18 protein-coding genes, 2 tRNA genes and 1 pseudogene are annotated in these 17,562 nt (G+C 34.5%); 7 read left to right on the top strand and 14 right to left on the bottom strand.

Features of this window, described 5'->3' with window-relative positions; all coding sequences use genetic code 11:
* Positions 1-159: 159 nt before the first annotated feature.
* The gene (locus tag FNW52_RS07405; protein ID WP_143376825.1) at positions 160-1,632 is read right to left on the bottom strand and encodes a S41 family peptidase; all 1,473 of its coding nucleotides are present in this window, start codon (positions 1,630-1,632) and stop codon (positions 160-162) included.
* Between the two features lie 122 nt (positions 1,633-1,754).
* Here FNW52_RS07405 and FNW52_RS07400 point away from each other — a divergent pair, with 122 nt between their 5' ends.
* From FNW52_RS07400 to FNW52_RS07385, 4 genes are all read left to right on the top strand, one after another.
* Positions 1,755-2,264: an RNA polymerase sigma factor gene (locus FNW52_RS07400; protein WP_143376824.1), complete on the top strand. Its 510-nt coding sequence runs from the start codon at positions 1,755-1,757 to the stop codon at positions 2,262-2,264.
* On the top strand, positions 2,251-2,700 hold the full coding sequence (locus FNW52_RS07395) for a hypothetical protein (protein ID WP_143376823.1): 450 nt from the start codon (positions 2,251-2,253) through the stop codon (positions 2,698-2,700). The genes FNW52_RS07400 and FNW52_RS07395 overlap by 14 nt, the downstream gene beginning before the upstream one ends.
* A gap of 80 nt (positions 2,701-2,780) precedes the next feature.
* A complete protein-coding gene (locus tag FNW52_RS07390; protein WP_143376822.1) occupies positions 2,781-3,308 on the top strand; it encodes a DUF4252 domain-containing protein in 528 nt (175 codons plus the stop codon).
* A gap of 1 nt (position 3,309) precedes the next feature.
* Positions 3,310-3,849, top strand: coding sequence for a DUF4252 domain-containing protein (locus FNW52_RS07385; RefSeq protein WP_143376821.1), 540 nt, complete (start codon positions 3,310-3,312; stop codon positions 3,847-3,849).
* Between the two features lie 94 nt (positions 3,850-3,943).
* On the opposite strand, the gene FNW52_RS07380 is transcribed toward FNW52_RS07385, so the two are convergent.
* From FNW52_RS07380 to FNW52_RS07365, 4 genes are all read right to left on the bottom strand, one after another.
* Entirely contained in the window at positions 3,944-4,279 is a 336-nt protein-coding gene (locus FNW52_RS07380; protein WP_143376820.1) for a hypothetical protein, read from the bottom strand.
* A 385-nt stretch (positions 4,280-4,664) separates the two neighbouring features.
* Entirely contained in the window at positions 4,665-4,991 is a 327-nt protein-coding gene (locus FNW52_RS07375; RefSeq protein ID WP_143376819.1) for a hypothetical protein, read from the bottom strand.
* Positions 4,992-5,305: 314 nt separating this feature from the next.
* Positions 5,306-5,378, bottom strand: a tRNA-Lys gene (locus FNW52_RS07370).
* A gap of 14 nt (positions 5,379-5,392) precedes the next feature.
* Positions 5,393-5,465: transfer RNA gene (locus tag FNW52_RS07365), tRNA-Lys, on the bottom strand.
* Between the two features lie 127 nt (positions 5,466-5,592).
* Between FNW52_RS07365 and FNW52_RS07360 the strand changes: the two genes are divergently transcribed.
* Positions 5,593-6,108 carry a shikimate kinase gene (locus FNW52_RS07360; protein ID WP_143376818.1) on the top strand — a complete coding sequence of 172 codons (516 nt, stop codon included), beginning with the start codon at positions 5,593-5,595 and terminating at the stop codon, positions 6,106-6,108.
* 155 nt (positions 6,109-6,263) lie between these two features.
* On the opposite strand, the gene FNW52_RS07355 is transcribed toward FNW52_RS07360, so the two are convergent.
* Together FNW52_RS07355 and FNW52_RS07350 are read right to left on the bottom strand one after the other, a co-directional pair.
* Positions 6,264-6,764, bottom strand: coding sequence for a phosphoribosyltransferase family protein (locus FNW52_RS07355; protein WP_143376817.1), 501 nt, complete (start codon positions 6,762-6,764; stop codon positions 6,264-6,266).
* A 311-nt stretch (positions 6,765-7,075) separates the two neighbouring features.
* Positions 7,076-7,456, bottom strand: coding sequence for an RNA-binding S4 domain-containing protein (locus FNW52_RS07350; RefSeq protein WP_143376816.1), 381 nt, complete (start codon positions 7,454-7,456; stop codon positions 7,076-7,078).
* Between the two features lie 78 nt (positions 7,457-7,534).
* Here FNW52_RS07350 and FNW52_RS07345 point away from each other — a divergent pair, with 78 nt between their 5' ends.
* Positions 7,535-8,668, top strand: a complete 1,134-nt coding sequence (locus FNW52_RS07345) for an FKBP-type peptidyl-prolyl cis-trans isomerase (protein ID WP_143376815.1) — start codon at positions 7,535-7,537, stop codon at positions 8,666-8,668.
* 134 nt (positions 8,669-8,802) lie between these two features.
* Here FNW52_RS07345 and FNW52_RS07340 read toward each other — a convergent pair whose 3' ends face one another.
* The 7 genes and pseudogenes from FNW52_RS07340 to FNW52_RS07310 form a co-directional block, all read right to left on the bottom strand.
* Positions 8,803-9,756, bottom strand: a complete 954-nt coding sequence (locus FNW52_RS07340) for a transketolase family protein (protein WP_143376814.1) — start codon at positions 9,754-9,756, stop codon at positions 8,803-8,805.
* A gap of 83 nt (positions 9,757-9,839) precedes the next feature.
* Positions 9,840-10,691: a transketolase gene (locus FNW52_RS07335; protein WP_143376813.1), complete on the bottom strand. Its 852-nt coding sequence runs from the start codon at positions 10,689-10,691 to the stop codon at positions 9,840-9,842.
* Between the two features lie 348 nt (positions 10,692-11,039).
* Positions 11,040-11,354 carry a rhodanese-like domain-containing protein gene (locus FNW52_RS07330; protein ID WP_143376812.1) on the bottom strand — a complete coding sequence of 105 codons (315 nt, stop codon included), beginning with the start codon at positions 11,352-11,354 and terminating at the stop codon, positions 11,040-11,042.
* Between the two features lie 8 nt (positions 11,355-11,362).
* Positions 11,363-11,641: a rhodanese-like domain-containing protein gene (locus FNW52_RS07325; RefSeq protein WP_143376811.1), complete on the bottom strand. Its 279-nt coding sequence runs from the start codon at positions 11,639-11,641 to the stop codon at positions 11,363-11,365.
* 537 nt (positions 11,642-12,178) lie between these two features.
* Positions 12,179-13,075, bottom strand: coding sequence for a 3-hydroxyacyl-CoA dehydrogenase (locus FNW52_RS07320; RefSeq protein ID WP_143376810.1), 897 nt, complete (start codon positions 13,073-13,075; stop codon positions 12,179-12,181).
* A gap of 45 nt (positions 13,076-13,120) precedes the next feature.
* Positions 13,121-13,564, bottom strand: a complete 444-nt coding sequence (locus FNW52_RS07315) for a thioesterase family protein (protein WP_143376809.1) — start codon at positions 13,562-13,564, stop codon at positions 13,121-13,123.
* A gap of 315 nt (positions 13,565-13,879) precedes the next feature.
* A pseudogene (locus FNW52_RS07310) lies at positions 13,880-14,379 on the bottom strand (DUF892 family protein).
* A 458-nt stretch (positions 14,380-14,837) separates the two neighbouring features.
* Here FNW52_RS07310 and FNW52_RS07305 point away from each other — a divergent pair.
* Positions 14,838-17,507, top strand: coding sequence for a bifunctional YncE family protein/alkaline phosphatase family protein (locus FNW52_RS07305; RefSeq protein WP_143376808.1), 2,670 nt, complete (start codon positions 14,838-14,840; stop codon positions 17,505-17,507).
* The last annotated feature ends 55 nt before the right edge of the window (positions 17,508-17,562 follow it).

Below are 17,562 nucleotides of genomic sequence, written 5' to 3'. Positions count from 1 at the left end.
TAAATGCTGTTAGTTATAGTGTACTGTCTAAATTCCATTAAAAAAGGCTTTCATCTCTGAAAGCCTTTTTTAATGGAATTATTTTTTATTTCTGATAAGAAGGAGACTGTATTTTTTGCAACCTCATTTTGTTTGCTATCATTAGTTAAGTACTTTGTTTTAATCCAAAGATTTCAAAAGTCCCGCAGGAACTTTGTCAAGATACATTTGGTTTTGTACTCCGTTTATTGATTTTTTATCTTCAAAATACGGGAATACTATACCTTTGTTTGTTTTAATCATTTTGGCAGTTCCTGTAATTTTTCCGATGGCAGTACTCAGCAAAGGTTCCGTACTTGTACCCAATACACCCAAGTTAGCTACGTTTTCCTTTAATTCGTAAGTTGGAGTTAAGCCATTAAGGTAATCGCCGGAACCAGCTGCATTTACAATTTTTAAAACTAAAGGCTGCATGGCATAACGATGATTAGGGTTTCTGTTTTCTTTTCCGAAAGTAGGGGAGTCATAAATGGTAATTGATCCTACATTTTTCCCAGTAGTATAGTCTCCAATTTGTACTACGTCAATGTAAGGTTTCAAACCGTTAATGACCAATTCACTTGCCGAAGCAGAGCTTTTTGAAGTTAAAATATAAACTTTTGTCATATTCAAACTGTTCAATGGGTCAGCTCCAACTTTGTTTGTAAACAAATTTTTCAAAGCTTCTGGGTTTTCAGATTCGAAATAAGCATTGATTTTGGCATTCCATTGTTGTTTAGAAAACACTTGATCAGTAAATTGTCCAGTTATCATACTAGCCAAACGGGTTGCTGTTTGCACAGACCCACCACCGTTGTATCTTAGGTCTAAAACCAAATCAGTAACGCCTTGGGATTTTAATGTTGCAAAAGCATCATTCAGTTGGGTATCATAATTTGGATAAAAACCGTTGTACATTAAATAGCCTATTTTATGAGTTCCCGATTCAATTACATTATTTATTAAAACTGGATTTTCGGCAAGAACTGTTTTTGTCAAGGTTACTGATTTTCCGTTAGGCGTAATTTTACCATTATCATAATCAGCTAAATTCAATGTGTAATTTTCTGTGTTTAATAAGGTTTGGTAATTACTTTTGTTGAGTTGCGTTCCATTTACTCCATAAAAAACATCTCCTCGCTTAATAGCTTTGGTTGAGGCATCTGAATTGGGTATAATATAACGTACATAACCAAAGATCTCCTCTGAATTTGTAGATTTGAGGTAAAGACCATAATCGACACCATCATTTTTTGAGGTTCCTTGAAGCATACCTTCTAATTCTAGATAATCGCTAACGATCCAACTAAAACGATCAACAGCTTCTCCTTTTTTAGGATATAGACTTACAGGTTTGTATAATAAACTTTCGAATAGTGTTTCTGGTTTTGAGTATCCAGACAAAAAATCATTTAAATCGGTTTGTTTTGCAAATCGATTGTCAGCTAAATTAGGTACATCGGCTTGCCATAAATAATATAAATTAAGACCTTTCCAGATAAAATCATTGACTTCTGAAGAGGCTGGAGGGGCGACATCATCCATATCTTCACAACTCTGAAAAATAAAAAGGCCTAAGAATGCTAAAAGTATAATTTTAAAAGATGTCTTCATATAGTGTTTTATGTTGGTATACAACGCAAAAATACTAACTTTAGTCTTATTTTAAGTTTTTTTGTAACAAATATAATGCTGTGTCGTCTTGATTGTATAACCGAAGTAATAAAAACCGATTTATGAACCAAAATGAATTCGTGCTTTTAATTAATCCATTCAAGGACAAGCTCTTTCGATTGGCCAAGCGATTGCTAGTAAGCACAGAGGAAGCCGAAGATGCTACTCAGGAAATTTTGGTAAAACTATGGAGTAAAAATGAGAATTTAGAAGCGTACAATAGTGTCGAAGCAATGGCAATGACCATGACCAAAAATTATTGTTTGGATCAGCTAAAATCGAAAAGAGCCAGTAATCTTAAAATTGTACATACTAATTATACCGATAGAGAGCCGAGTTTAGATAAAAAAGTAGAAGATAATGATAGTTTAGATTGGGTCGAGAAAATTGTCGATCAATTGCCAGAACAGCAACGATTGATCATTCAATTGCGGGATATAGAACAATGCGAATTTTCGGAAATCGCAAAAATAGTGGAGATGAATGAAACTGCCGTGAGAGTGGCACTTTCAAGAGCAAGGAAAACAATTAGAGAATACATGTTAAAAACACACAGTTATGGAGTTCAATAAAATGGAAGCGCTTTTAGAAAAATACTTTGAAGGAGAAACGAGTATTGCCGAAGAAAACGTGTTGAAAGACTATTTTTCTTCATCGAATGTAGCGGAACATTTAGAGCAGTATCGACCTTTATTCGGATATTTTGCTGAATCAAAAGAACAAAAGCTTACGAATGATGTAGCGCTAATTTCTAAAAAGCAAAAAGTAGCATGGTTGTCGATAGCGGCTTCAATCGTTATGATGTTGGGAATTGGAACGTACAGTTATTTTAATGTGAATACAGTGAAGGAAAATCAAGAATTAGGAACTTATGATGATCCTGAGGAGGCTTTAGAAGCAACCCAAAAAGCATTGGCTATGTTGTCTGATAACGTAAATGTAGGTATCGAAGGGGTGCAATATCTTCAAGTATATGAAGTAACCAAGAATAAAGCATTTGTTGAATAAAAAAAGCGAGAGTGATTCTAGAGCATTCAAGCCGAATAGTTGAATTGAATTTTTAAAAATAATCATTAAATCAAAATAAAATGAAGAAGTTAATAATCACATTAGTAGCAGTATTAGTATCAAGTCCGTTTTTTGCACAAGGAGCGTTTGATAAATTTGACGGACAAGATGATGTAACGTCAATTGTAGTCAACAAAAAGATGTTTGAATTGATGAGTAAAGTAAAAGTAGACACCTCCGATAAAGAGGCACAACAATACATGAACTTAATCAGGAAATTAGATAATTTGAAAGTGTTTACCACTCAAAGTACCAGGGTTGAAAGCGAAATGAAATCGACTGCCGAGAAATACATTAAAACCGCTGGTTTAGAAGAGCTGATGCGTGTAAATGACAAAGGTAGAAACATCAAAATCATGGTGCGTTCTGGAGCCAAAGACACACAAATAAAAGAGTTGTTGATGTTTATTGAGGGAGGAAAAGAGGAAGATACGGTCTTGATGTCATTGACGGGAGATTTCGATTTGAATGAGATTTCGGTCTTGACAGATAAAATGAGAATTCCAGGTGGAGATGATTTGAAAAAAGCAACTAAAGGTAAAAAGTAATATGAGAGTTATTTTGTTTATAACCACGCTGCTAGTTGGTTTGGTTTTTGGAAGCTGTAAATCAGAACCAACTTTACAAAAATACTTTGTTGAAAATACAGAGAACAAAGATTTTGTAGCCTTGGATATTTCATCAAACATTTTGAATGTTGATCAAGCAAAATTGACAGTAGGACAGAAAGAAGCTTTGCATTCTTTTGACAAGATGAATGTTTTGGCTTTTAAATTGAATGATAGAAACAAGGCTCAATTTGAAACAGAACGTGCCAAAGTTAATTTGATTCTAAAAGACACGATCTATCAACAGCTGATGAAGTTTGGTTCTGGGAAACAAGGCGCTTCGGTAAGTTATGTTGGGGCTGATGATCATATTAATGAGTTTGTGTTTTTTGCCAATAAAAACGATGCTGGCTTTGCTGTAATACGAGTTTTAGGAAAAGACATGAATCCAACGAATATTATGAATATGATTTCGGTGCTAAAAGAGTCAAAAATTGATTTGGAACAATTAAAACCCTTGCAGGAATTAATCAAGAAATAAAACTGAATTTAAATTTTAAAAAAATAAAACCTGTCTGAAATTTTTTTCAGACAGGTTTTGTTTTTTATTGGAATTGCTCCAATTTTAAATTGGGCTAAAATTTAATTGATTTATAGCGTTCAATGCTTTTTGGTGAAATTTGAGACAAACTATATTTTTCAAATAATTTGTCGAAGTATAATTTTGATTTTTTAAAATTACTGCATTCGAAATAATAATTTCCTAAATATTCATACATTTCAACGGACTCATAGCCTTTGCTTGTGATTCTTTCATACGTTTTATGAACATCAATCAGTACGTATTTTTGTTTGTTAATGGAATCATAATGGACTTTTTGTGCTTTGGCATTGAATATCGCTAAAAAAACACAGGAGAATGTAAAAAATGGCAATAAATTAGTTTTTGTAGGTTGTGTAGTTTTTTTCATATTTATATTATTTAAGGGGTTGTTAATTAATAAAATATATATTTAAAACAAATTTACATTTTTATTTGTAATAATGGTGTTAATACACTTCGTTTTCAGTTGTTTAGCTACTAATTAATGATGGTTTTTGAAGACGTTGTAGTTTTTTTTAACTTTAAGGGGTTTTTGATTTAATACGATTAGTTTTATTTTGAATGTAATTTCTGTTTTTTAGATCCAAATAGGAGTGTTTTTTTGACGGGGTGTTAGAATAATGTTTTATCGTAACTGATTATTAAACAGTGATTTTAGTGGGGGCTTTATTAGTTTTTAAATAAAAAATCCTGTCTGAAAATTAATTTTAAGACAGGATTTTTTAGTGTAATTGTTTCAATTTTTAATCAACCTAGAGTTTGATTGTTTTGTAACGTTCAATACTTTTTGGTGAAATTTGAGATAAACTGTATTTTTGAAATAGTTTGTCGAAGTATAATTCTGATTTTTTAAAATTTTTACAATCGAAATAATAATTTCCTAAATATTCAAACATTTCAACAGACTCATAGCCTTTGCTTGTGATTCTTTCGTACGTTTTATGGACATCAATTAGTACATATTTTTGTTTTTGAATGGAATCATAATGGACTTTTTGTGAATAGGCATTAGACAGTCCTAAAACTAAAAAGGATAAACTAAAAAACAGTAATAAATTGATCTTTGAAGTCTTTTCCATACGAAGAGATTTTTTATTAAATGGTTAAAGCTATTTGGAGGCGTTTTTATTCTTAATTGTCTCTTAAAATAGTTTGTTTTTTTGGTGCTCTATGGTTTTAAATGTGATTTTGAGTTATTGTGATTGTATTGTTTAAATAATAAATCGGCGGCTAAAGTACACTAATTTAGTTAATTAGCAATTTTATCCGTCAAAATGTTACTCTTATGGTTGGTATGTGGGGATTGAATTGTTAATTGGAGGTTTTTTAAGTTGTTTTTCGGTATGGTCTAAAACAAGTAGAGACGTTGCACTGCAACGTCTCTACTATTTTGTGACCCGACTGGGGCTCGAACCCAGGACCCCATCATTAAAAGTGATGTGCTCTACCAACTGAGCTATCGAGTCTGATNNNNATTTTGTGACCCGACTGGGGCTCGAACCCAGGACCCCATCATTAAAAGTGATGTGCTCTACCAACTGAGCTATCGAGTCATATTCTTTCCTTGAATGCGGGTGCAAATATAAGGACTTTTTTTTGAAGTTTCCAAGCAATTTTATTATAAATTTGTCTTTTTTTAGTAAAAAAACTTAACGCCTTAGTACGTAGGCTCTTATTCAGATGGGAAAAATTATATTATTAGGGTATATGGGTTGTGGCAAGTCCACAATTGCCAATACCCTTTCGAGAATGGTTCAAATTCCGTATGTTGATTTAGATGAATATATCGAAGAAAAAGCAAAACAGACCATAAAAGAGATTTTTGAGACTCATGGGGAAATCTATTTTAGAAAATTAGAGCACACCTTTTTTGTCGAATTATTGAATACGCCAGGAAAAATTATAATCGGTTTGGGAGGAGGAACGCCTTGTTATGCCAATAATCATGAATTATTAAATGGAGAGGGTGTGACTTCTATTTATCTTAAAGCATCAATAGATACCTTATTTAATAGATTAGTGGCTAATAAAAGCAAACGACCGCTTATAGCAGATAAAAACGAAGCCGAAATGAAGGAGTTTATAGCCAAACACCTTTTTGATAGAAGTTTCTATTACAACCACGCTCAACACAAAGTGAGCGTAGATGACAAATCAATAGAAGAGACGGTAAATGATATTTTAAATCTATTGTAAAGGTATTGAAATAAACTATGCGAAATTTGACGAAGTTGTTTTGGTCTTTTTCAAGGCAAAAAATCTTTGAATAGCTGGGCTATTGAAAGGTTTTTTAACGAAGAAAAAGGGCGAAAGAACGAGACAAATTGCAGGGTTTATTTTGATACATTTACTTAGCTTAAACTGGCATAGCTATCGCCATTGGCATCAAAAACAACATCTACATGCTCCAGTAGGGAGGTAGAAAGAGAAATTCCTTTGAAATCGGCTTTTATGGGGAATTTTTTGTGGTTTCTATCTACAAGAACAACTGTTTTAAACTTTTTTAAAGGAACGTCTAGAAAATGTCTTACCGCATATATTAATGTGGTTCCAGAACTCAATACATCGTCAACAAGGATTAAGCCTTTATTGCTGTATTGTTTCTTTGTTAAGGAAGTGGTTATAGGTAGTTCTGGTTTTTGTTTGTTGATGTGAACCTCGCAAAGCGAAATCTTGATAGGTGAAATAGTAGCCAATACTTGAGCAATCTTTTCGGCAAACGTATAGCCATTAGAAGTGATTCCTGCTATCACAATCTCTTCTTCCTCTACAAAGGTTTCGTAGATTTGGTAAGCAATTCTCTTGATGGTGTGTTCTATTTGTTGATTGGTAAGGATGATATTTTTGCTCATGGAAATTATAGATTTTTGATTTTAGATTAACGATTTCTGATTTTAGATTTTTTTAGAATCCTCTAAATTATAAATTTAAGTTTTATTTTTAAATTTATTTGGCTTTCTACCTAATGTTATTAAGTTAAGAGATTTTAGATTAACGATTTGTGATTTATGATTTGGTGTTGGTAAATATTAAGATTTTAGATTTTACGGGCTCTATCACATCTGCAATCAAAAATCGTTAATCAAAAATCTTAAATAATTTACAGATTATCTCTTAACTTAATGACATTGCCCTTCTTCCTTCTTCCTTTTTAAATTTAATCCTATTCCTCCGTTTTAATTTCATTGCCAAATTCATCAATATCCCGTCGGTCTTTTTTGGTAGGTCTGCCGGTTCCGGTTTTTCTATAATGTTCTTTCGATAGTTTTAATAATTCTAAGTGGGCATATACTTCGGCTGGTGTTTCGTTTTTGCGATACATGTCAACGAGTTTAGCGCCTATGCGATTATCTGGAATGTCTAGAACGGTAATGATTTGAGTGATTTGGTCTTTTCTAAACGTAATTTTATCAGTAGGAAAAACTTCCTTGGATGGTTTGGCAACAATACCATTTACGGTAATGTGGTTTTTTTTGCACGCCTCGGTTACCATGTTTCTGGTTTTGTAATACCGAACGCACCATAAATATTTGTCTATTCTCATGAATTTTCTAAAATCGAAGTTAAATACTTTACAAAAGTAAATCATTAATGTATATTTGCGACCTAAACCGTACCTATAATGAGCAAAATTAAGTTTTATTTTATTTTATTGATTGCAACAGTCGTTACAATATGTTCGTGTAATAAAGATGATGATAAAGATACTCCTAATGTACCGGCTAAGCCCTTTGCTGAGCAATACCCTATAGATAGTCTGGCTATACACAACTATTTGAAAACGCATTCTATTGTTGTTACCGAGAAACCTGGAGAAACTGCTGATCAAGATGTGAAAATTGACGCGATACTAGTTGGGGGAACTAAGCCTTCTATATGGTCTTATTTAAATAGCCCTACTTTTCCAAAACTTTTATATAGAAATGTTGAACTTCATGGTATAACTTATAAATTATACTATTTAGTAATACGTGAAGGAATAAAAGATGTTAGTGGTGTTGGAGGAGAATCACCTTCTAATGTAGATGCAGTATTTGCCGCTTATAAAGGAACCTTACTTGATGGTACTGTTTTTGATTCTTCGGATAATGGACAGAATCAATTTAATCTTGACGGATTTAAAGCACATGACGGTGGTGCGCCTGTGATAACAGGATGGTCGGAAGCTTTTCCTAAATTCAAAACAGGGCAACTTGTGTCAAATACTAATGGAACTGTGGCGTATGCTAATTTTGGATCTGGGATGATGTTTCTTCCTTCGGGATTGGGGTATTATAATAAGGCTGATACAAAAATCCCCGCTTATTCTCCTTTGGTGTTTAGTGTTAAATTGTACTCCGTAAAAAGGTTTGACCACGATGCAGATGGTATTCCTTCTTATCAGGAAGATGTAGATCCTTTTCATGATGGTTATATGTATGTTTTTGCAAAGGGTGTTGAGAATAAAGATGATACCGATAAAGATGGGATTCCTGATTTTTTAGATTTTGATGATGATGGTGATGGCTATGCGACAAGAGGGGAAATCAAGGATGCCAATGGGAAGTATTATCCATATGACGGTGCTTTAGTAGATGATCCTTCAACTCCTAATATTAATGAAACTTATGGGATTCCTAGAAAGTATAGTCTTAAATATCCAAATTTGCCTGAGTCTGAAACTAATCCGAGAGAACCTAAACCTGAGGATTTTACAGATCCAGCAAGATTAAGAAGGCATCTTGATCCGACATGTTTTCCGCCGTATCAAAAGTAAAAATAAAAAATTCCCGTTTAATCAAACGGGAATTTTTTTTGCTATCTATTCGTTTAGTTCTGAATTAGGGATGCATAAAAAAATCCCATCTCATTTTTTACAACGAGATGGGATTTTATATTTATAGAGAAAGATTACTTTCTTTTGATCACTTTTTCTACAGCTTCAACAATCGCTTGATTGTTTAATTTGTATTTCTCCATTAATTGCTCTGGTGTTCCAGACTCTCCAAAGCTATCATTTACCGCTACAAACTCTTGAGGAGCCGGAGTGTTTAATGCTAATACTCTAGAGATGCTTTCTCCAAGACCGCCAAGAATGTTATGCTCTTCGGCAGTAACGACACATTTGGTTTTTGCCAATGATTTCAGAATCGCTTCTTCGTCTAATGGTTTAATGGTATGAATGTTGATTACTTCAGCAGAAATTCCTTTGGCTTCCAATGCTTCGGCAGCAATAAGAGCTTCCCAAACTAAATGTCCCGTTGCAACAATTGTTACATCGGTACCTTCACTTAAAAGAATTGCTTTTCCAATTACGAAAGGTTCGTCAGCTGGCATGAAATTAGGCACCACCGGACGACCAAAACGCAAATATGCTGGACCATGATGATCAGCAAGGGCTAATGTAGCGGCTTTAGTCTGATTGTAATCACAAGTGTTGATTACAGTCATTCCAGGTAGCATTTTCATTAATCCAATATCTTCCAGGATTTGATGTGTAGCTCCGTCTTCTCCAAGAGTTAATCCTGCGTGAGAAGCACAAATTTTTACATTTTTATCTGAATAGGCTACTGATTGACGAATCTGATCGTAAACTCTTCCTGTAGAAAAGTTAGCGAAAGTTCCTGTAAATGGAATTTTCCCTCCAATAGTTAATCCTGCAGCGATTCCAATCATGTTTGCTTCTGCAATACCAATTTGGAAAAAACGCTCTGGGTGATTTTTCTTGAAATCATCAAATTTTAATGATCCAATTAAATCAGCACAAAGTGCCACTACGTTTTCATTCTTTTGACCCAATTCAGTCATTCCCGCTCCAAAACCCGAACGAGTATCTTTACTTCCTGTATTTGTATATTTTTTCATTTGTTTCTTTTGAGGTTCTGAGTTACTAAGACTCTAAGTTTTTAAAATCTAAAATCAGAAATCGTTAATCTTCAATCTAAAATCTAGTAGTCAATCTCGTCTTCACAATAGTTTTGGCTTAAAGCCTCAGCAAGTTGAGCATCATTAGGCGCTTTTCCGTGCCATGCATGAGTATTCATCATGAAATCTACACCATTACCCATTTCAGTATGCAATAAAACACAAACCGGTTTCCCTTTTCCTGTTCTTGATTTTGCATCTGTCATTCCGGCAATAATAGCCTCGATGTTGTTTCCTTCTGTAATTTCAAGAACATCCCAATCAAAAGCTTCAAATTTTGCACGGATACTTCCCATACATAAAACTTCGTCGGTAGTTCCGTCAATTTGTTTTCCGTTAAGGTCAATAGTTGCAATAAGGTTGTCTACTTTTTTGGCAGAAGCATACATGATCGCTTCCCAGTTTTGACCTTCTTGCAATTCACCATCTCCATGAAGAGTGTAAATAATGTGGTTGTCACCGTTTAGCTTTTTAGCCTGTGCAGCACCAATTCCTACAGATAATCCTTGACCCAATGATCCAGATGCGATACGCACTCCCGGTAAATTATCATGAGTTGTTGGGTGTCCTTGTAATCTTGAATTAATAAGACGGAAAGTTGCTAATTCCTTTACTGGGAAATAACCGCTTCTTGCCAAAACGCTGTAAAATACAGGTGAAATGTGACCGTTTGAAAGGAAAAAAAGATCTTCCCCAATTCCGTCCATGTCAAATCCTTTTTTGCGATCCATAAGGTTTTGGTACAAGGCTACTAGAAATTCAGTACATCCTAGAGATCCTCCTGGGTGACCTGAATTGACAGCATGAACCATTCGAAGAATATCTCTTCTTACTTGGATAGTTAAATCGTTTAATTGTTGTGTGTTAGGCTTCATTGTGTGTATAAAAGTTAAACTGCTGCAAAAGTAATTTTTATTTTGGCGTAAGACAAATGATTTCAATAGCAATTTCAATGACAATGGCAATTTCGATAAGAAAATTCAATTTCAAGGGCAATTTTGTATTCGAAATCATCTGGGCGTGCCACCATAAGAAAAAGGGGCTGACTAATGTTACCGCTTAGTCGCCCCTTTTCCTTATGCTGTCGGGCTATCCGCACTACTTTGGTAGCTAGCTTTTATCCCTCACGCAAACCGTTAAATTAGATGTTTAGTGAATAGTTTTAATCCCTCATTTTTGAATTGCTAATTAATTACTAAGGACTTTTCACTAATCATTATAAACTATATTTTACTTTGAAGACTTCTCCATCCATCACCATTATGGACATCCATATAACCATGCGTTTTAAGGATATTTTTTGCCCTTGCGCTTCTCATTCCCGAGGCACAACAAGTGATAATGGATTTGTTTTTGTCTTTTAATTGAGACAAACTATTTTTTAAAATATCGACAGGGATATTTAGAGAACCTTCTATATGTCCACTGGCATATTCTACCTTGCTTCGTACATCTAGGATGATGGCACCTTGTTTTACGAGTGCTGCATAATCCACAGTAGATCCGAAACCGAATATTTTTTTTAGTTTGTTTAACATCTTATTTTTTATTTGGATTGATAATAATTGACGTCTAACCACGAACCTCCATTGTGACAGTCGATTCCATTCTGGGAAAGGTATTGTTGCGCTTGCCCGCTTCGGTTTCCCGATGCACAACAAAGCACTAAGGGCGATTTTAGGTTTTGCATTTCTTCGATTCGATTTTGTACTTCTCCCAAAGGAATATTTATGGATCCCACAACATGGCCTCCCATAAATTCCTCCCGTGTTCGCACATCTATAATCGTACCTAGTTTTTCTTTGATTATATTCTCTAAAGTCATAAAGATTAGTTTTAAAGAGTGTTGTTTTATAATGCAAAATTACAAAATCAATTAGGTTTGACTGTAACTTTTGTTACACAAGTTCTTTTATGCAAAGTTGTTGCTTAGAAAGCAGTAGGTTTGGCTGTATTGTTTGAGAGGTGAAGAAAAAAACAAATGGTGTGGAAATAAAGAAAGGTAGCATTTTTTTATAAAAGAAAGAACTCGAAGAGAATGATTCCCTATAAATACTAAGATTAACCCAACTTGCAGGATTGAACGACAATGAAAGTTAATTATTTGTTAAATAAGTCATTTTCTTAATCGTCTGTTTATATTTTTTATCTTAAAAATTGTGTTTTTATATATGCGAAACAAGTGTTTTTTAGTCAAATTCCGTTTTAATGTTCAATTTAATGCAAACTGTTCAATAGAACTTCAAGAGTTCAATTTCTTCCAAAATAAGCAAATACTTTATAATAAAAATAGATTAATAAAAAAGCAAAGTAATGGGAAGAATTGCATTATAAAAAAAAAAAAAAAAATAAAGATGACTTTTTATTTCAAAAAATCATCTTTTTTGTACGCTGGATTAGGGTATTTGTAAAATCCTTCACCTGTTTCCACGCCTAGTTTACCTTTGGCAATAAAGTTTTCTTTTAAATATTCTACAGTTTTAATTTTTATTGGATCTTGTGTAGCATCCGCATCCATTTTGTTGATGTTATAAGCAGTTGTGATACCAACAACATCTAAAATTCCAAAAGGACCAACAGGCGCTCCTGTTGCTACCATCCAGGTTTTATCAATTGTTTCCACATCAGAAACTCCTTTTACCAATAAATTGGTTGCTGCATTTAATAAAGGTACTAACAGGGAATTTACAATGTAACCAGGTTGCTCTTTATATAACGGTAGTGCTACCATTCCTATAGTTTTTGCAAATGCTACAACAGCGTCAAAAACTTCGGTCGCAGTTCTGGGATGTCCCATTATTTCTGCCGTATTGTGTTTCCATATTTCATTTGCAAAATGCAATGCTACAAATTTTTCGGGACGTTTGGTAACTTCTGCAAATTGGCTTGGTAACATGGTAGAAGAATTAGTAGCAAATATGGTTTTAACAGGAGAAACTGCGGCTAATTTTTCATAAAAGTCAATTTTGATTTTTGGGTTTTCAGGAACGGCTTCAATCAATAAATCAGCATCTTTTACGGCTTCTGCTAAATCCGAAGAATAACTTAAATTGGCAAAAGTTGCCTCTAATTGTTCTTTTGTTGCCTGCAAATCGTTTTTATAGGCTTCACTTAAAATACTGAATTTTGCTTTTGCTTTGTCCAAAACTTCTTCATTAATATCATATACGGTGACATTAAATCCGTGAAAAGCAGTTTGAAAGGCAATTTGATAACCCAAAACACCGCTTCCAGCTACAGTTATATTTTTAAAGTTCATGATTTTTTATTATTAAAATTATTTATTTTGTAAAGACTTATTTCCTTAACCTAAAGTAGGTTCGTATGTTATTAAATCTGCTCTTAGCCAATCTGGGATTTCTATAGACTTTCCCTTTGTTGTATCAATTAATACTTGGATGCTTTTTCCTTTAGCATGAATGATTTCGTTGCCGTCTTTATCTAAACTGGTAATTAAATATTCAATTTCAAAACTTTTAAAACCAATGGAGGAAGTTCTTATTTTAATGGAGGGTTTTATGGCGGTTATCTTTATTTCTTTGAAATAATCACACTCAATATGTGCGATGACAAACATATTTTTTGTCCAGTCCCATTGTTTACTGGCTGTAGGCATATAATATCCTCTTCCAATTTGAAAATATTCAAAATAGTAGACATTATTAACGTGATTTAAAGGATCTAAATCATTCCAGCGAATATTTAAAGGCAATGAATATTTAAAATCTTGAAGTTCGATGTTTTGCATTATGTCTTTTCAAAAATTATGGTTGTTAATAAAACGAAACCCGTTACGATTGAAAGTTTCAATAGACAATGAGTAAAGTTAACTATTTAATTGAAATTATTGGTTTTTCATTAAATGTTTTTTTCAATAGAAACAGAAGATCCGAGGGATTTAATGAAAACATTTGATACCCTAACTAAACACGAAAAAAGCCTGCATTTGGCAGGCTTTGTATCAAAAAGAGAAACCGTAATTACAATTAAGGTTACAGTCTACTATTTGTAATGGAATTTGCCCCTGAAGCATTAATATTGATGTTAGATTGAGCAATTTCGTTCAAAGTAGCATCTGCTTTTTTTGTTCATCTAGCGTCATCGCGAGCAAATTAGCGGCCTTATTTTCGCCAAGAGTATTGGCATAAGCTTGTAAAGTATCATAGGTAGTAATTTCATATTGTTTTACCTTTTGTCCTGTGTAATAATTCTGGCATCACGTATATTGCCTATTTCTGTATTTGCGATTATGCCTCTGCTTACATTTATTAATCCTTCGATAGCTTCACATTTTTTTGCGGTGGCTTTAATACCCGTAGTTTCAAATATTTCCTCCAAGCAAGAAACATGTTCTTTCGTTTCGTTTAAATGACTTTTTAAGGTGTTGGCTAATTCTATTGATGAAGCATTTTCCACCATATTCGGTAAGGTTTTAATCAATGTTTTTTCTGCGCAGTAAATATCTTTCAACCCAACTTCACATAAGTCTCTTAAACTTAGTGCTGCTTCTAATTTTGCTTCCGCAACTCCTTTAGCTTCTTGTTTTCTATATGCAGTTCCCATGATTGTTGTTTTTTAATATTAATTTTTGAATAAGACAAAATCGTTCGTAACGTCTTATAAATTCACAATTTTATTTTTGTTATAATTTTAAAGTTCATAGATTCGGGCTTTACTATTTATATAATGTGAATTCAAGTAAATTGTGTACTAAATAGCTGTTAATTAACTAATTGAAAACGCGAATAGCGTGATTGTAATGAGGGGATACAGAATAGTAAGGCCATGAGAATCGGATGGTTTTATCCATGAGATTAGTGCTTTTTTTATTCAGGATGATAGGTTAGGAAAGATAATTAGTATTTCGATTTATCGGAAGGTGTTTTTATAAAGTTACTGTGTAACTTCTTTGAAATGTTTGGTTTATACCGAAAGAGATTTGCTAAGTTGTGATCGTTAGATTTGTTTTTAAAAAACAGAAAAAGTACATTAGCAATGAATTTGTTACAAATAAAATTATCATGAAGTCAATTAGTGTTTTTGGTATTCTGACCATTCTTTTTTTGTCGTTTGGTATAGAAACAAAAGTTTTTTCACAGGAGGATAAAAATAGCCAATGGTATAATTCGGCGAATCGCCATAAAGACAACAAAGCCCCCGTTAAGGATGTTTACCAACAAAAGGGACGTGTGGTCTTGGAGCCGACCGGGATAGATTCAACTTGGCAAAAAATGAAAGTAGGTAACGTACTTTCTTCATTTGGGCACATGGTAAAACCCGAAGGCATTACCATTGAATTAGAAAAAGGGGATCGCATAATGAGTTTGGTTTTAGCCCAAAACAAGAAATTTTTGGTGCTGAAAACGGACAGTCATTTATCCGTTGTCGATGCCGATAATTTTAATCTACTAAGTCAAAACATATTTCCCGATAAAGAGGATGGTGGTTCAATGTATGGACTTGCCTTGGCTAATGATGATACTACAGTTTATTATACGGGCATGCAAAAAAACATGTATATAGGAACCGTAAGTAAAAACGGAACTTTCTCACACACAAAGACTATTGATTTATCCATAGATAAAAAGTTTACTAATCCTTTGGGCATTGGCTTGTGCAATAAGTCTAATATTGCTCTAGTAGCTTTGGCAATAGCCAATCAGGTGGCGGTGGTCGATTTGAAAACCGCTAAAGTAGTGCGAAACATTCCCGTTGGCGTTTGCCCGTATGCCGTTGTCATAAGTAGTGATGAACAGACTGCTTATGTAAGTAATTTTGGAGGGCCAATTCCAGGCAGAGGCGATAGGACCGAAAAATCGGCAGGATCGGACGTGGCGGTTGATGAAAATTCTATAGCCTTGCGGGGGTCTGTTTCTATAATCGATATAAAAAACAAAAAAGTGATTGCCGAAATTAATACCGGAATTCATCCCGAATCGATGGTTTTGTCTCCAAATGGGGAACTTTTATATGTAACCGATGCCAGCGGTGATGGTATCAGTGTGATTGATGTTGTGAAGAAAAAAGTGATTTCTACAATTGATACCAAACCGAACCCAAGTTTGCCCTACGGTAGTTTAACAACTGCACTGGAGTTTAGCTCGGACGGGAAAATCCTGTTTGCGGCCAACGCCGGGAATAACGCCATTGCACTAATCAACCCGAAAAAACCACAAGATGGGCCGTATGGATTTATTGCTGCAGGCGGTTTTCCCGGAGCCATTTGTGTTGAAAATAACAACCTGTTTATTGGGAATGTTGTCCCGTTGAGGGGTGCCTTGCAAAAAGTAACAGTACCATCGAGCAAAACCGAATTGGATAAATACACCCAGAATGCCGAAAAAGGTTTTCACCTCATCGATATCATCAGGGCGCAGGCTGTGGCTCAATCTGATGTGGCTCCAAAACCTGTACCTACCCGAGTTGGGGAACCATCGGTAATTAAACATGTCGTTTATATAATCAAGGAAAATAAAAAATTCGATCAAGTACTCGGAGACATCGGAAAAGGAAATTGTGATTCTACCCTAGTCGAATTTTCAAAAGAGGTAACCCCAAATACGCATGCTTTGGCAAACCAATTTGTATTGCTGGATAATTATTATTGTAATGGGATTCAATCCAATGATGGGCATCAATGGGCAATACAAGGAATAACGACACCTTACCGCGAGAAAGATTATGCGAGTGTTCATTGTTCATACGATTTTGGTACGGATCCGCTTTGTTATGCTGCAAGTGGTTTGATTTGGGATCACCTCCTTAGAAAAGGAATATCTTTTAGAAATTTTGGGGAACTTGATTATCCAGTTTTAGTCAAAGGGAAAACTTGGACAGACTTTTACTCCTCATGGGCAAACAAAACAAATACGGCCGAATTTGAATGTGTGTATTCATCGGACATGCTACGAAAGTACAGTGATTTGCGTTTCCCTGGTTGGCAAATGAACATTCCCGATCAAGTCAGGGCAGATGCTTTTATCAATGCCTTATCAGAATATGAAAAGGCGGGTAGTTTACCTGAATTTATTGTGATTTACATGCCCAACGATCATACCAATGGTCACAGCACAGCCAATCCAACTCCCAGAGCCTACGTGGCTGATAATGATTTGGCAACGGGACGGGTGGTCGATGCGCTTTCTAAAAGTCCATTTTGGAAAGACATGGTGGTTTTTATCAATGAAGACGATCCACAAACGGGTACGGATCATGTCGATGGACACCGTTCCTTTTGTTTGCTGGCGGGACCTTATGTAAAACGCGATGCCCTAATAAGTAATTTTTACAATCAATCTTCGGTATTGCATACGATTTGTCAAATATTTGGAGTTCAGCCTATGAATCAAATGGTGGCCCTGTCTCCGCTAATGACAGAATGTTTTCAGGATACGGCCAATTATGAAGGTTATACCTTTCTTGGGTCAAACATCGCTTTAAACGAAATGAATCCTGAAAAGAAAGCCATGAATTCTAAAACTCAGTCGCGTTTGGCTCCTAAAACTGAAAAATTAGATTTTTCCGGACCAGATCGTATAGATAAGGATGCTCTGATGTTTAGTAAATATGTGTGGTCTACCATTCATGGAGATAAACCTTTTCCATCCCAATATTTTGGGGATCATGGGAAAGGCCTCAAGCAACTGGGTTTAAAAACAGACCCTAATGCTAAGAAGGATTTGGATGATTAGAAAGTTTCTGTTGTTTTAGTTTTTTGTTATTTCTAAATTGGACAGCGTAAACGCG

The sequence above is a fragment of the Flavobacterium sp. ZT3R18 genome, from assembly GCF_007097385.1.
GTDB lineage: Bacteria > Bacteroidota > Bacteroidia > Flavobacteriales > Flavobacteriaceae > Flavobacterium.
Note: the sequence above shows the minus strand (reverse complement) of the source record. Positions and strands in the feature narration are given on the sequence as shown.